The 12,817-nt window shown below is 50.4% G+C and carries 15 protein-coding genes and 1 pseudogene; 7 read left to right on the top strand and 9 right to left on the bottom strand.

All coding sequences use genetic code 11. The annotated features are described in order from the left end of the window. Positions 1-274 precede the first annotated feature (274 nt). The 5 genes from cysZ to crr all read left to right on the top strand — a co-directional run bounded on the left by cysZ (position 275) and on the right by crr (position 5,148). Positions 275-1,045 (top strand): sulfate transporter CysZ, encoded by a 771-nt coding sequence (cysZ, locus tag KDD30_RS11310; protein WP_211645972.1) that lies wholly within the window; start codon positions 275-277, stop codon positions 1,043-1,045. Between the two features lie 219 nt (positions 1,046-1,264). Next, positions 1,265-2,233 (top strand): cysteine synthase A, encoded by a 969-nt coding sequence (gene cysK / locus KDD30_RS11315; RefSeq protein WP_211645973.1) that lies wholly within the window; start codon positions 1,265-1,267, stop codon positions 2,231-2,233. A gap of 320 nt (positions 2,234-2,553) precedes the next feature. Then, a complete protein-coding gene (locus KDD30_RS11320) occupies positions 2,554-2,811 on the top strand; it encodes an HPr family phosphocarrier protein (protein WP_211645974.1) in 258 nt (85 codons plus the stop codon). Positions 2,812-2,870: 59 nt separating this feature from the next. Beyond that, a complete protein-coding gene (ptsI, locus tag KDD30_RS11325) occupies positions 2,871-4,598 on the top strand; it encodes a phosphoenolpyruvate-protein phosphotransferase PtsI (RefSeq protein WP_211645975.1) in 1,728 nt (575 codons plus the stop codon). Positions 4,599-4,638: 40 nt separating this feature from the next. After that, positions 4,639-5,148 (top strand): PTS glucose transporter subunit IIA, encoded by a 510-nt coding sequence (gene crr, locus KDD30_RS11330; protein WP_211645976.1) that lies wholly within the window; start codon positions 4,639-4,641, stop codon positions 5,146-5,148. Between the two features lie 66 nt (positions 5,149-5,214). Here crr and KDD30_RS11335 read toward each other — a convergent pair whose 3' ends face one another. The 3 genes and pseudogenes from KDD30_RS11335 to KDD30_RS24875 all read right to left on the bottom strand — a co-directional run bounded on the left by KDD30_RS11335 (position 5,215) and on the right by KDD30_RS24875 (position 7,218). Then, complete coding sequence (locus KDD30_RS11335; RefSeq protein ID WP_211645977.1) at positions 5,215-6,129, bottom strand: Dyp-type peroxidase; 915 nt, start codon at positions 6,127-6,129, stop codon at positions 5,215-5,217. Positions 6,130-6,354: 225 nt separating this feature from the next. Then, a complete protein-coding gene (locus KDD30_RS11340) occupies positions 6,355-6,756 on the bottom strand; it encodes a hypothetical protein (protein WP_211645978.1) in 402 nt (133 codons plus the stop codon). A gap of 19 nt (positions 6,757-6,775) precedes the next feature. Next, positions 6,776-7,218: pseudogene (locus KDD30_RS24875) on the bottom strand (DUF2919 domain-containing protein). Between the two features lie 387 nt (positions 7,219-7,605). Here KDD30_RS24875 and KDD30_RS11350 point away from each other — a divergent pair. Together KDD30_RS11350 and KDD30_RS11355 are read left to right on the top strand one after the other, a co-directional pair. Further along, a complete protein-coding gene (locus KDD30_RS11350) occupies positions 7,606-7,947 on the top strand; it encodes a DUF2956 domain-containing protein (RefSeq protein ID WP_211645979.1) in 342 nt (113 codons plus the stop codon). Between the two features lie 87 nt (positions 7,948-8,034). Further along, positions 8,035-8,226 carry a hypothetical protein gene (locus KDD30_RS11355; RefSeq protein WP_211645980.1) on the top strand — a complete coding sequence of 64 codons (192 nt, stop codon included), beginning with the start codon at positions 8,035-8,037 and terminating at the stop codon, positions 8,224-8,226. On the opposite strand, the gene KDD30_RS11360 is transcribed toward KDD30_RS11355, so the two are convergent. Genes KDD30_RS11360 through napF form a run of 6 tightly spaced genes read right to left on the bottom strand, consistent with a single transcriptional unit; the run spans position 8,214 to position 12,747 of the window. Then, a complete protein-coding gene (locus tag KDD30_RS11360; RefSeq protein WP_211645981.1) occupies positions 8,214-8,354 on the bottom strand; it encodes a TIGR02808 family protein in 141 nt (46 codons plus the stop codon). The genes KDD30_RS11355 and KDD30_RS11360 overlap by 13 nt on opposite strands. Before the next feature lie 11 nt (positions 8,355-8,365). Beyond that, on the bottom strand, positions 8,366-8,941 hold the full coding sequence (locus KDD30_RS11365; RefSeq protein WP_211645982.1) for a NapC/NirT family cytochrome c: 576 nt from the start codon (positions 8,939-8,941) through the stop codon (positions 8,366-8,368). Beyond that, positions 8,941-9,423 (bottom strand): nitrate reductase cytochrome c-type subunit, encoded by a 483-nt coding sequence (locus KDD30_RS11370; protein WP_211649884.1) that lies wholly within the window; start codon positions 9,421-9,423, stop codon positions 8,941-8,943. The genes KDD30_RS11365 and KDD30_RS11370 overlap by 1 nt, the downstream gene beginning before the upstream one ends. Before the next feature lie 17 nt (positions 9,424-9,440). Beyond that, the gene (napA, locus tag KDD30_RS11375; RefSeq protein WP_211645983.1) at positions 9,441-11,927 is read right to left on the bottom strand and encodes a periplasmic nitrate reductase subunit alpha; all 2,487 of its coding nucleotides are present in this window, start codon (positions 11,925-11,927) and stop codon (positions 9,441-9,443) included. Then, positions 11,924-12,253 (bottom strand): chaperone NapD, encoded by a 330-nt coding sequence (locus tag KDD30_RS11380; RefSeq protein WP_211645984.1) that lies wholly within the window; start codon positions 12,251-12,253, stop codon positions 11,924-11,926. The genes napA and KDD30_RS11380 overlap by 4 nt, the downstream gene beginning before the upstream one ends. Continuing rightward, positions 12,250-12,747, bottom strand: coding sequence for a ferredoxin-type protein NapF (gene napF / locus KDD30_RS11385; RefSeq protein WP_211645985.1), 498 nt, complete (start codon positions 12,745-12,747; stop codon positions 12,250-12,252). Before napF ends, KDD30_RS11380 begins: the two co-directional genes overlap by 4 nt. Positions 12,748-12,817 lie beyond the last annotated feature (70 nt).

Consider the following 12,817-nt stretch of genomic DNA (forward strand, 5'->3'; position numbering starts at 1 on the left):
TTTGTTGTCATCAAAGCCGTAAGGCTTTCAACCTATCTCATGAAGGTATTGACCTTAATGTATCAAAACTCAAATCCGAAAGAGAAGTTCAATGTTGTGATTGATGTCATATAGTGCATCCGAGCACAAAATTCCATCAATTGACTGGCATCATCGCCCAAGTCTGTCTATGCCACCGGATTGATCCTGCCCTTGAAATGCCGTTACTATGCCCGCACTTTAACCCAGCATCTGCTCAAGCACAGATGATGGGTTCATCAGTAGGAGACTGGCAATGCCAAACCATGCTTACAACACTACACCGATTGGCGGTGCGGGCTACTTCTTTCGCGGCCTGTCACTGGCGATGCAACCCGGCACCCGCCGGTTTGTCATGATTCCCTTACTCGTGAACATTTTGCTGTTCGGCGCCGCATTCAGCTATATCCTGACACAGCTTGACGACTGGATCACGGGCTGGATGGAAGGTTTACCCGGCTGGCTGGATTGGCTGTCGTACCTGCTGTGGCCATTACTGGCGATTGCGCTGCTGGTCGTGCTGTCTTACTTTTTCAGCACCATTGCTAACTGGATTGCGGCCCCCTTTAATGGGCTGCTTGCCGAGCATCTCGAAGCAAAACTGACCGGGGAAAAAGCGCCGGACAGTGGTCTGAAGGACATTCTGAAAGATTTACCCCGCATCATGCACCGGGAATGGATCAAACTGAAATACTACCTGCCCAAAGCGCTCGGGTTACTGATCCTGTTATGGATCCCTGTTGTCGGACAAACGCTGGGGCCTGTCTTGTGGTTTTTATTCAGCGCCTGGATGATGACGATTCAATATGTGGATTACCCGTTTGATAACCATAAGATTCCTTTCATCACGATGCGCGATGCGCTGAAAGAGCGCCGGGGCAAATCACTGAGCTTCGGCAGTCTGGTCATGCTCTGTACCATGACACCGGTTCTGAATCTGTTTGTCATGCCGGTCGCGGTATGTGGTGCGACAGCCATGTGGGTTGACCACTATCGTCAACCCATGCTGAAAACCCGAGCACAATAAACGGCCCTGATACCCTGAGAGATGGGGCGCACCCCCATCTCATGCCAATTTCACACCCCAAATACCGAACGACCCGCCCCGTACTCACTCATAAAGTGGGTGACGTCACACCTTTTCTTATAACTCTAAGATATAACAATAAATTACTTTTCAATGTGCAGTCAGCGATTATGCTTGGTCTATCATCTGTTGATAACGTGTCACCAAGGAACGACAAGCATGAGTAAGATTTACGAAGATAATTCTCTGACCATTGGGAATACCCCGCTGGTGCGCCTGAACCGCGTCAGCAAAGGCAACGTTCTGGCAAAAGTCGAGTCACGCAACCCAAGTTTCAGCGTGAAATGCCGGATCGGTGCCAACATGATTTGGGATGCTGAAAAACGCGGTGTCCTGAAACAAGGCGTAGAACTGGTTGAACCGACCAGCGGGAATACAGGGATTGCTCTGGCTTTCGTTGCTGCTGCACGCGGTTACAAGCTGACGCTGACCATGCCGGAAAGCATGAGTCTGGAGCGTCGTAAGCTGCTGAAAGCACTTGGTGCGAACCTGGTTCTGACAGAAGCACCGAAAGGCATGAAAGGTGCCATTGAGAAGGCAGAAGAAATTGTTGCTTCTGATCCGGACAAATACCTGCTGCTGCAACAGTTCGACAACCCGGCTAACCCGCAAATCCACGAAAAAACGACAGGTCCGGAAATCTGGGATGCAACCGATGGTGAAATCGATGTATTCGTCTCAGGTGTAGGTACCGGTGGAACGCTGACTGGTGTCAGCCGCTTTATCAAACAACAGAAAGGCAAAGCCATCACCACCGTCGCCGTTGAACCAACGGAGTCTCCGGTGATCACTCAGGCACTGAATGGTGAAGAAATCAAACCGGCCCCGCACAAGATTCAGGGCATTGGTGCTGGTTTCATTCCAGGCAACCTGGATCTGGCACTGATTGATGAAGTTGAGCGCGTGAGCTCTGAAGATGCTATCGCTATGGCACAGCGTCTGATGGAAGAAGAAGGCATTCTGGCTGGTATCTCTTCCGGTGCGGCAGTTATCGCTGCAAACCGGATTGCTGAGCGTCCGGAATTTGCAGGTAAAAACATTGTTGTCGTGCTACCAAGCTCAGGTGAGCGTTATTTATCATCTGCTCTATTTGCGGGTATCTTCACCGAAAAAGAAACCCAACAGTGATCACAAAATTGCCATTTTTGATAAGCAATTGTTAATGTCAAGCCCCCCATCGGGGGCTTTTTTATTGCTTTTTGACCTTACCTTTAATATAAATCCGACCACGCTTTTATTTTCTGCATCGAAATAAAAGGGCAAAAATTGACCTGGTCGATGTTTGCTGGGAAATGAACCCCTTAAAATGGGTCCCAGAACTTACACTAAACCAATGGAAGTGAATGTGAAATTAATCACCTAAGTTAGCAAGCTCTGGCTATTGGGATTAAGCTTACCTTCAGTTACGTGATTATTACATAAGACGATATCAAGAATCGGGGTGAAAAATGTATCAGAAGCAAGTTGAGATCACTGCAGAAAACGGCCTACACACTCGTCCTGCTGCGCAGTTCGTGAAAGAAGCGAAAGGTTTTGAAGCTGACATCACTGTGACGTCTAACGGCAAAAGCGCAAGTGCAAAAAGCCTGTTTAAACTGCAAACACTAGGCCTGGTGAAAGGCACTGTGGTCACAATTTCAGCAGAAGGTGCGCAGGCACAGGAAGCTGTCGACCATCTGGTTGCCCTGATGGACCAACTGCACTAATTCACTAGCCGCAGTACAAAAATTCCCTACTAGTTGTTTGTTAATTTTAAGGTAAGGCTATGATTTCAGGTATCCTGGCATCTCCTGGTATCGCTTTTGGTAAAGCGCTACTGCTGCAGGAAGAAGAGATTACTCTTGATAAGTCACCGATTTCTGCGGATCAACTCGACAAAGAAATCGAGTGCTTTTTCAATGCGCGTCAGAAATCTTCTGAGCAGCTTGAAGTGATCAAAGAAAAAGCGCGTGCAACCTTTGGTGAAGAAAAGGAAGCCATCTTTGAAGGCCACATCATGTTGCTGGAAGATGAAGAGCTGGAAGAGGAAATCATAGCCTTCATTAAAGACAATAAAGTGCGTGCAGCTTATGCCATTCACGCAATTATTGAAGAACAGGCAACCACACTGGAATCTCTGGACGATGAGTACCTGAAAGAGCGTGCAACCGACATCCGTGATATCGGCAACCGTGTTGTGAAAAATGCGCTGGGTATTAACATCGTCAACCTGAGCGCCATTAACGAAGAAGTGATTCTGGTGGCGAACGATCTGACCCCGTCTGAAACGGCTCAGATCAATCTGAACTACGTGCTGGGTTTTGTCACCGATATTGGTGGCCGTACCTCTCATACCTCAATCATGGCCCGTTCTCTGGAGCTGCCAGCGATTGTGGGAACCAACGACATCACCAAGCAAGTCAACAATGGTGACATGCTGGTTCTGGATGCGATTAATAACCAAATCGTAATCAACCCGACTGCTGATGAAATGGCGAAATTCAAAACCATTCGTGATGAGTATCAGGCAGAAAAAGACGAGCTGGCGAAACTGAAAGATCTGCCAGCCATCACACTGGACGGTCATCAGGTCGAAGTGTGCGGTAACATTGGTACCGTCAAAGACTGTGATGGCGTCAACCGCAACGGCGGTGAAGGTGTGGGTCTGTACCGAACTGAATTCCTGTTCATGGACCGGGATACCCTGCCGACTGAAGACGAGCAGTATCAAGCCTACAAAGATGTGGCTCAGGCCATGCAAGGTCAGGCGGTGATCATCCGTACCATGGATATTGGCGGCGACAAAGATCTGCCTTATATGGATCTGCCGAAAGAAATGAACCCGTTCCTGGGCTGGCGTGCTGTACGTATCAGCCTGGATCGTCGTGAAATCCTGCGTGCCCAGCTTCGTGCCATTCTGCGCGCATCTGCGCATGGTAAACTGCGCATCATGTTCCCGATGATCATCTCTGTAGAAGAGATTCGTGAACTGAAGAACGAACTGGAAACATACAAAGCCGAGCTGCGTGAAGAAGGCCTGGCGTTCGACGAAACCATTGAAGTTGGCGTGATGGTGGAAACACCAGCGGCGGCGGCAATTGCTCACCATCTGGCAAAAGAAGTTGAATTCTTTAGCATTGGTACAAACGACTTAACCCAGTATACTCTGGCTGTTGACCGTGGTAACGAGCTGATTTCTCATCTGTATAATCCAATGTCGCCTGCAGTACTCACTGTCATAAAGCAAGTGATTGACGCTTCCCACGCGGAAGGGAAATGGACTGGCATGTGCGGTGAATTGGCGGGTGATGAACGTGCAACCCTGCTGCTGCTTGGCATGGGACTTGATGAGTTCAGCATGAGTGCGATTTCAATTCCGCGCATCAAGAAAGTGATTCGAAACAGCAACTTTGCTGATGTGAAGTTGATGGCAGAACAAGCCCTTGCGATGCCAACAGCCGCAGAAATCGAAGCACATGTAGAGACATTTATCGCAGAAAAAACCATCTGCTAAGATTGCAGCAGATAGAATAACAACGCTTAGGAGCAACGCTATGGGTCTGTTTGACAAATTAAAGAAACTGGTTTCTGACGACACCAATGAAGCTGGTGCAATTGAGATCATCGCCCCGCTTTCAGGTGAAATCGTCAATATCGAAGATGTGCCTGATGTTGTCTTTGCTGAGAAAATCGTGGGTGATGGCATTGCGATCAAACCTGCTGGCAACAAAATGGTTGCACCAGTAAATGGTACTATCGGTAAAATCTTTGAAACCAACCACGCGTTCTCTATTGAGTCTGATGACGGTGTAGAGCTTTTTGTTCACTTCGGTATTGATACCGTTGAACTGAAAGGTGAAGGCTTCACCCGTGTTGCTGAAGAAGGCCAATCAGTGAAAGTTGGTGACACCATCATCGAATTTGATCTGGCTGTGCTGGAAGAGAAAGCGAAGTCTACCCTGACACCAGTTGTGATTTCTAACATGGATGAAATCAAAGAACTGAGCAAACTGTCTGGTGCCGTGACTGTCGGTGAAACCCCGGTACTGCGTATCAAGAAGTAAGACGCCTTGAGAATGATAAAAATGCCACCCGATGGGTGGCATTTTTGTATGCATCAGTACAACGGATTACAGTTGTATCAGCATTTCTGCGGATGGCACAAAAAAATAAGCGCCCGTCACTGCTTTGGTGAAATCCAGCAACTTATCGGTTTGACCATCTTTCTCGCCATACATGCTGTCTAGCATTTCCCTGAAGTTCCGCTGTTGCGCGCAATAAGCAATGAACAACAGACCATGATCGCCACTCATTGTGCCGTAGGGCAAGCTATGGCGCACAATTTTCAGGCCTTTGCCATTTTCTTTCAGGTCAACGCGTCCGACGTGAGAGTTCTCTGCAACATCTTCCAGTTCAACCGAATCGGGCTTGGTCCGACCGATGATTTTTTCCTGTTGGGCAACATGAACCGCATGCCAGGCTGGCAGATTGTGGACAAAGCGCTGCAGCATCACAAAGCTGCCTCCGGCAAAGGTGCCTTGCGGGATCACTGCAACTTCCCGGCGTGCTTCCTGCTTTTTCGGGTTTTCTGTTCCATCGATGAATCCGGTCAGATCTCTGGCATCGAGGTATCGGAAACCATGCGTTTCATCCAGCAGTTCAACCTCAGTTGCAACAGACTGCATGAAAGTGCTGAGTAAATGAAAATTCAGATCGTGACGATTGGAATGAAGATGCAAAAGCAGATCGCCGCCGGTGGCTGGTGCCGTCACATCGCCACTGCCCAACGGCACAAACTCTTCAAAGTCTTCCGGTACACCCTGCTCCAGCCGTTGCCAGAAGCTTTTCCCAAAGCCAACGCTCAGATGAATATCAGCACTCACGTGTTGCTGGTTCAGCTTATTCACCACATCCAGCAACCCTTGGCATTGACGGATCACCTTGTCCTGGTTTCCGACCAGGTTAAACACGCTGACTAAAGAAAACGGTCCGGATTCAGGTAAAATGGCACTTTGTGGCGTCACATTCACTCTCCCATTGCTCATCTATTTATGGACTGGATCTCTCCGACATCACAATCTCAAACCGATTGCAGTCTCGGGCGATCCAATCATGGTATCTGATTGTGAGTTAAGCATATTGATCACAGACAGCCAAGCCACATACTTTGCAAATTGGACAAACGTTGCCACAGGGATTCCGACCCATCAGAAAAAAGGCGCCCTTTCAGGCGCCTTGATTGCATTTCATTCAATGTCATCGCCTGTCAATCAGGCTGACATGACCGCGACTTGCAACTTCACAGAATTCAATGCATCGTCTTCACAGGTTTCAAACGAGGCTGGCGTATCCAATCCTGTCGAGATCACCGGGGCGGCCAGTACCCGCCATGCGCCATCGTCCAGCTGTTCTTGAATCTTAAAAGCGATTTTGACTTCTTCAGCGGACACTTCCAGTAATTCGGCGCTCCCGAAAAACTTCCGCCCCTGATCGCCGGTCGCGCTGCCAAAAATCACTGTTTCTTCACCGGGCAATAGTTGCAATGAAGTGGTCACGGACTGGTGATAACCTGCACTCGACAGTTCCAGGTTCACATTCAACAACCAGTCGGCCATCGCCAATGGGCTTAATAAGGCACTGAACAGCACCAAACCTCTCCCAAATTCATTCATCTGACATCTTCTCCGTGGGCTAATTGGCAAATGTATGTCTGACTCGGGAACTCCGTACCAGATAAGCCATCAGCCAGAGCGATATCACCAGTGTGATTGCTCCCGGCCAGCTAAAGGCACCTCGTATTAATGTCAGTTGGTACACTTGCAACAGAATATCCAACGTGTAAGTCATCAGCAAAATCACTCTGCCATTCCCCCACACGCCATGTATAATTTTATTTTTCTTATGTCTCAGGCCACTCAGCCACATCAGTAACATCGCTGGAAAGCCTACCCCATCAGCAGATACAAGTTTTCTGCATGCGGGAAAAACAGCTGCAGCAATTGCGCTCCCTGCGCTTGGCTTGCTCCAGCCATCATAAATACACCCCATCCCCTTGCACTGAACAGAAAACTCAGCCACAACAAAGCAGAAGGTTTCAACTGACCATGGCTGTTGTAGGCATCAATTGAATACATGCTGCCGCCCAGGATTATTGAACATCGTATTTATCTTTTTCGACATTAAATGATATGGATCAATTGGCAAAGTTACAGACGTAAGTTCTGCGCTTTAACGCACGAATCTTTTGCTTAACCTGCAATCATGATCACGCTTTTACGTATATTTAACAAACAACGATAAACAAGGCCGTCCATCCTTTCAGAGCCGAGACTTAATCCTCTGGGGAATTGATGATTAATCATCAATTTAGTAGGCTTTCATCGACTTCACTGAACAAGGTGGGATCCATGTGATTTACTGACAATGTAGAAATATTCCTACATTTTTAACGCTGACATCTCACGAATAGAAACCAGCATAAAATGCTACGCGCCTGATATTTTCACCCGAAAGAGACTAAGATGAATCAATCGAACAACACCCCATCGCCAGAAACACAAGCGGAAGCGCTGCGGATTGCCAAAGCAACCCAAAAACCCGGCCAGACCAAAGAGCAAACCAAACTCATTGCGCAGGGTATTCAAAAAGGTATTGAACTGTATAAAAAACAGCAGAAAGCCAAAGCCAGAGAGCGGGATAAGCTTCGCAAGAAACAGCAGAAAGACAAAACGATGACACAGCAAGCAGAAAATACCACAACAGAATCGCCGGAAATCATTGTTAAACAGGCAAAATTACCTTGGATTCTGCTCATCCTTTCCTGGGGCGTTTTTCTGGGATGGCTGTTAATGACAAATCAATAAACACACAAGAAATGCACTTGATAACAATTTGCATTTGCATCTATACTTACCCATAGACTTTCAAAGGGTTTCAGTATGGAGCGGCGTGTGTTTCGGATGATTTGTCTGCTGGGCTTAGCCAGCGTTGCTGTGATTCACCTGGTGGAACTCATGTTGTCCGGCCCGGCAACACTGCGTGCATTTTTGATTGAATGGCTGCCACTGTATGCAGTGTGGGGCATTCAACTGGGACTCAGTTGGTGGCAGCCCAATCAACATCCATCCGATCAGGATTTCTGAGGTTTGTCCTTGCCAAAGGAGAGCAACCACATTGCGACAATCGCAACCCCCAGAAAGCCGGAGAGAATAATCACTGGCATTGCTGCATAACCCAAGACATGCCAGATAATAGATTCCAATGTACTCATAACGCTCCCTCCTATTGCCAGCCTTCGACGTCTTTCATATCCGGTAACCGGTGCGCAATCCCTTTATGGCAATCCACACAGGTTTTATCACCGGAAGCCAATGCGCTGGAATGCTGATTGACCGCTCGGGGCGCCTGTTCGGAATAATCCATGTACTCGAACTGATGACAGTTTCGGCACTCTTTCGAATCATTCTTCTTCATCCGGCTCCATTCCCGGTGTGCCAGATGCCCGCGTCGTGCCTGAAATTTTTCTTCGGTATCTATCGTCCCGATAGCGAATGCGAACAACTCTTTCGAGGCCTGAACTTTGCGGACAATTTTATCCGTCCACTCATGCGGTACGTGACAATCGGAACAAATCGCTCGGACCCCGGAACGATTCGAATAATGAATCGTTGATCGGATTTCTTTCACGATCGGTGCATGGCACCCTGAACAGAACGCTTCTGTATTCGTTGCCTCCATACCGGTGTTAAAAGCGCCCCAGAACAGCAGCCCGCCCATAAACCCCAGAAAGAGCACCAGGCCAACCGCGGCTTTACTCGGTGAACTGAAGCGTTGCCAGAATCGTTTCAATAGTTTCATTACTGGCTCCGTTGTGCTTGATCTTTCAGTGCATCGACCCGTTTGAAGGTGTTCTCGACCAGTGGCTGAGCATCCGCCTGCGGTACATGGCACTGCAGGCAGAAGTAGCGGCTGGGCGACACATCCGACAGCACTTGTCCCTGCCGGGGCGATCGATAGTGCGTCACACTGATCTTGGTTGCCCCCATTTCATTGGCATATTTCCAGCTGTGGCAGGACAAACACTTATTCGCATTCAGCGACAGTTCATAGTTACGGATGGTATGCGGGATCAGCGGTGGCTGATACACATAATCACTGTCTATCGGCTTGCCATCTTTCGGATACTGCTTCCAGCGCTCTCCGCTAAAGGTCTCATTCAACTCCGTTTTACCACGCAGTGATTCCAGCCCGCCATTTCCACCGACCAGAGTCTCGTCGGCGGCTTGCGCACTGCCCAGCACCATCAGTCCCACCAGGCATCCAACGAAAATTTTGTTCATACACATGACCGGCTCCCTTACACCTTGGTGATCTTGATTGGACATTTTTTATAATCCGTCTGCTTGGAGAGCGGATCCGTTGCATCGAGCACCAGTTTGTTAATCAGGACCCGGGCATCAAAGAAAGGCACAAACACAAGCCCGGCTGGCGGACGATTCCGGCCCCGTGTATCCACACGGCAACGCACTTCACCACGACGTGAAGCCAGCAAAACCTCATCGCCCCGGCGGATATTCCGCTGCTTCGCGTCATCCGGATGCATGTAGCACACGGCATCCGGCACGGCTTTATAAAGCTCAGGGACACGACGCGTCATGGTGCCGGTGTGCCAGTGCTCCAGCACGCGCCCGGTACAGAGCCACAGGTCATAGGTTTCGTCCGGGACTTCCGGGGGTTGTTCATAAGGCGCGAAAATAATGTTGGCTTTGCCGTCCGGCTGACCATAAAAGTAAAAACCTTTGCCTTCAGGTACATAAGGATCTGAACCCTCGGCATAACGCCAGCGGGTTTCCTGTCCATTCACGACTGGCCAGCGCAACCCACGAGCCTGATGATACGCATCGTAAGGTGCCAAATCGTGGCCATGGCCCCGGCCAAAGGCTGCATATTCCTCAAACAGACCTTTCTGAACATAGAATCCCTGCGATTGGGCATCATCATTGAGTGCCTGGGCTTCTTTCAGCGGGAACTTGTCAATCTGCCCGTTGCGGAACAGCACGTCGTACATTGTCTTGCCCCGGTACTCTGGCATCTTGGCCAGCAATGCTTCATCCCAGACTTCTTCAATCTTGAAGCGCTTGCTGAATTCCATGATCTGCCAGAGATCCGATTTCGCATCCCCCGGCGCCTTCACCTGCTGATACCAGGCCTGCGTCCGGCGCTCTGCATTGCCGTATGCACCCTCTTTCTCCACCCACATCGCGGTTGGTAAAACCAGGTCAGCAGCCTGTGCGGTTGCGGTCGGATAGGGATCGGAGCAGACGATGAAATTCTCCGGATTGCGATAACCCGGCAAACGCTCGACATTGATATTCGGTCCCGCTTGCATGTTGTTGTTACACATCACCCAGTAAGCATTCAGGACGCCATCATGCAGCATTCGGTCTTGCTGCACGGCATGGAATCCGGGCTTCGGCGGGATGGTGCCTTCCGGCAACTTCCAGATTTTCTCAGCGGTGGCGCGGTGTTTCGGATTGGTGACCACCAGATCCGCCGGCAGACGATGGGCAAAGGTACCCACTTCTCGCGCGGTCCCACACGCCGATGGCTGACCGGTCAGCGAGAACGGGCTATTGCCCGGCTGCGAGATTTTTCCGGTGAGCAGGTGAATGTTATAAACCAGGTTGTTCATCCAAACACCGCGGGTGTGCTGGTTCATGCCCATGGTCCAGAGCGACATCACTTTGATGTTCGGATCGGCATAATATTTGGCCAGTTCCAGCAGTTTTTCCTGTGTAACGCCCGAGAGTTCCGCTGCTTTTTCCAGCGTATATTCAGCGACAGAAGCTTTATATTCCTCGAAACTCATGTCATGCATCGCACCGGAATTCGGGTGTGCCGCTGCTTTCTGAAGCGGGTCATCATCGCGCAGGCCATAGCCGATATCCGTATCGGCCCGCTTGAAGTGGGTATGCTTGTTCACGAAATCCCAGTTCACGGCATCATTTTCAATGATGTAATGTGCGATAAAGTTGGCAATCGCCAGATCCGTCTGCGGATGGAAGATCATCCCGTTATCCGCCAGCTCAAACGAGCGGTGATAGTAGGTCGACAGGACGTTCACTTTGACATGCGGGTAGCTCAGTCGGCGGTCGGTAATCCGGGTCCACAAAATCGGGTGCATTTCGGCCATGTTTGACCCCCACAGCACAAAAGCATCCGCATGTTCAAAATCGTCGTAGCAGCCCATGGGCTCGTCCATATTGAACGCCCGCATGAACCCCACAACAGCCGACGCCATACAGTGCCGGGCATTGGGGTCGATATTATTGGAGCGGAACCCCGCTTTCATCATTTTCGACGCGGCATAGCCTTCCATAACGGTCCATTGACCGGAGCCGAACATGCCCACGCTGGTCGGCCCTTTGGCTTTCAGCGCCGCTTTCCATTTCTCGGCCATGATATCGAATGCCTGATCCCAGCTGATGGGCTGAAAGTCACCGTCTTTATGGAACTTGCCGTCCTTCATGCGCAGCAGAGGCGTGGTCAAACGGTCGGCACCGTACATGATTTTGGACAGAAAATAGCCTTTGATGCAGTTCAGGCCACGGTTCACTTCCGCTTCCGGATCGGCCTGCGTTGCAATTACCCGCCCTTCCTGTGTTCCCACCAGCACAGAACAGCCGGTGCCGCAAAAACGGCACGGGGCTTTGTCCCAGTGAATCTTGGTTTCATCCGAGCTCACAATCAGATTGGTGGCAGTGGCCGGTAAACTGATACCTGCGACCGCCGCAGCAGACGCAGCCGCGTTTGCTTTCACAAACGCTCGTCGGGTCATTTTCATTGGATTTCCTCAAAGTCAGGTCCTTGCTGCTCAATCTGGTGAAACACCAGAAAAGCGGTGAGCACATGCTCATATGCATGAATAATGTCGATCAGGTCGGCGACTTCCCGGTGACTTGCCGTTTCCAGAACCACCACCAGCTTGCCCGCCGGGCTTTCGCCATAGACTTCAGCTTGCGGTATGGCATTCACCCGGGCTTTCACCTGCGCCAGCCCTTCCGGTTTGACATGGATGACCAGGCTGGAAATATGCACTTCTCCGCCCTGCGCCGCATGGCCCAACGACGGTTGCCGACCCGCTTGGTTCGCTTCACTGTATTGCTTCATGATGTGTGATTCCGCTGAGTTTCAGACTGAATATGAATGGCTTGGCTCGGGCAGACAGACACGCAGGCCCCGCAACCCGTACAATCGGAAGCGTGAACTTCCGGCTGTGCAACACGGCCGGGCTGCAGCGAGAATTGAATCGCCATCGGTTCACAGGCATCGCCACAACTCCGGCATTCCACGCCCTGTGAAGCCAGACAGCTTTCCGTGATACTGGCGATCGCGCTCCAGGGTGCCTCAGCCCGGGGACGAAACAGCGGCTCCGGGCAGACATCAGCACACTGATAACAAAAGGTGCACTCGCCATGCTGAAAATCGACTTGGGGGAAACCGCCGTCTCCGATCACGATGATGTGTGATTCACAGGCTTTCAGGCAGTCCTGGCAACGCGTGCACTGATCGGTAAACGCCGTATCCCCAATCATCCAGGGTAAACGGGGCGCCTGCAGTGCCTGCCGTTGCCGTAACCAGAATCGCCTCGCCAAATCCGCCATGAGTCCATCACCTCTTACGCAGCAGCATCGCCGGGTCTGTAAGATGCCGTGCCTGTTTTATAAGCCTAGT

Origin of the sequence: Photobacterium sp. GJ3 (assembly GCF_018199995.1) — a bacterium.
Lineage (GTDB): Bacteria > Pseudomonadota > Gammaproteobacteria > Enterobacterales > Vibrionaceae > Photobacterium.

Coding starts and splice junctions, on each gene's coding strand:
- cysZ (WP_211645972.1), top strand. CDS start 275: ATGCCAAACCATGCTTACAACACTACACCGATTGGCGGTGCGGGCTAC.
- cysK (WP_211645973.1), top strand. CDS start 1,265: ATGAGTAAGATTTACGAAGATAATTCTCTGACCATTGGGAATACCCCG.
- KDD30_RS11320 (WP_211645974.1), top strand. CDS start 2,554: ATGTATCAGAAGCAAGTTGAGATCACTGCAGAAAACGGCCTACACACT.
- ptsI (WP_211645975.1), top strand. CDS start 2,871: ATGATTTCAGGTATCCTGGCATCTCCTGGTATCGCTTTTGGTAAAGCG.
- crr (WP_211645976.1), top strand. CDS start 4,639: ATGGGTCTGTTTGACAAATTAAAGAAACTGGTTTCTGACGACACCAAT.
- KDD30_RS11335 (WP_211645977.1), bottom strand. CDS start 6,129: ATGAGCAATGGGAGAGTGAATGTGACGCCACAAAGTGCCATTTTACCT.
- KDD30_RS11340 (WP_211645978.1), bottom strand. CDS start 6,756: ATGAATGAATTTGGGAGAGGTTTGGTGCTGTTCAGTGCCTTATTAAGC.
- KDD30_RS11350 (WP_211645979.1), top strand. CDS start 7,606: ATGAATCAATCGAACAACACCCCATCGCCAGAAACACAAGCGGAAGCG.
- KDD30_RS11360 (WP_211645981.1), bottom strand. CDS start 8,354: ATGAGTACATTGGAATCTATTATCTGGCATGTCTTGGGTTATGCAGCA.
- KDD30_RS11365 (WP_211645982.1), bottom strand. CDS start 8,941: ATGAAACTATTGAAACGATTCTGGCAACGCTTCAGTTCACCGAGTAAA.
- KDD30_RS11370 (WP_211649884.1), bottom strand. CDS start 9,423: ATGAACAAAATTTTCGTTGGATGCCTGGTGGGACTGATGGTGCTGGGC.
- napA (WP_211645983.1), bottom strand. CDS start 11,927: ATGAAAATGACCCGACGAGCGTTTGTGAAAGCAAACGCGGCTGCGTCT.
- KDD30_RS11380 (WP_211645984.1), bottom strand. CDS start 12,253: ATGAAGCAATACAGTGAAGCGAACCAAGCGGGTCGGCAACCGTCGTTG.
- napF (WP_211645985.1), bottom strand. CDS start 12,747: ATGGCGGATTTGGCGAGGCGATTCTGGTTACGGCAACGGCAGGCACTG.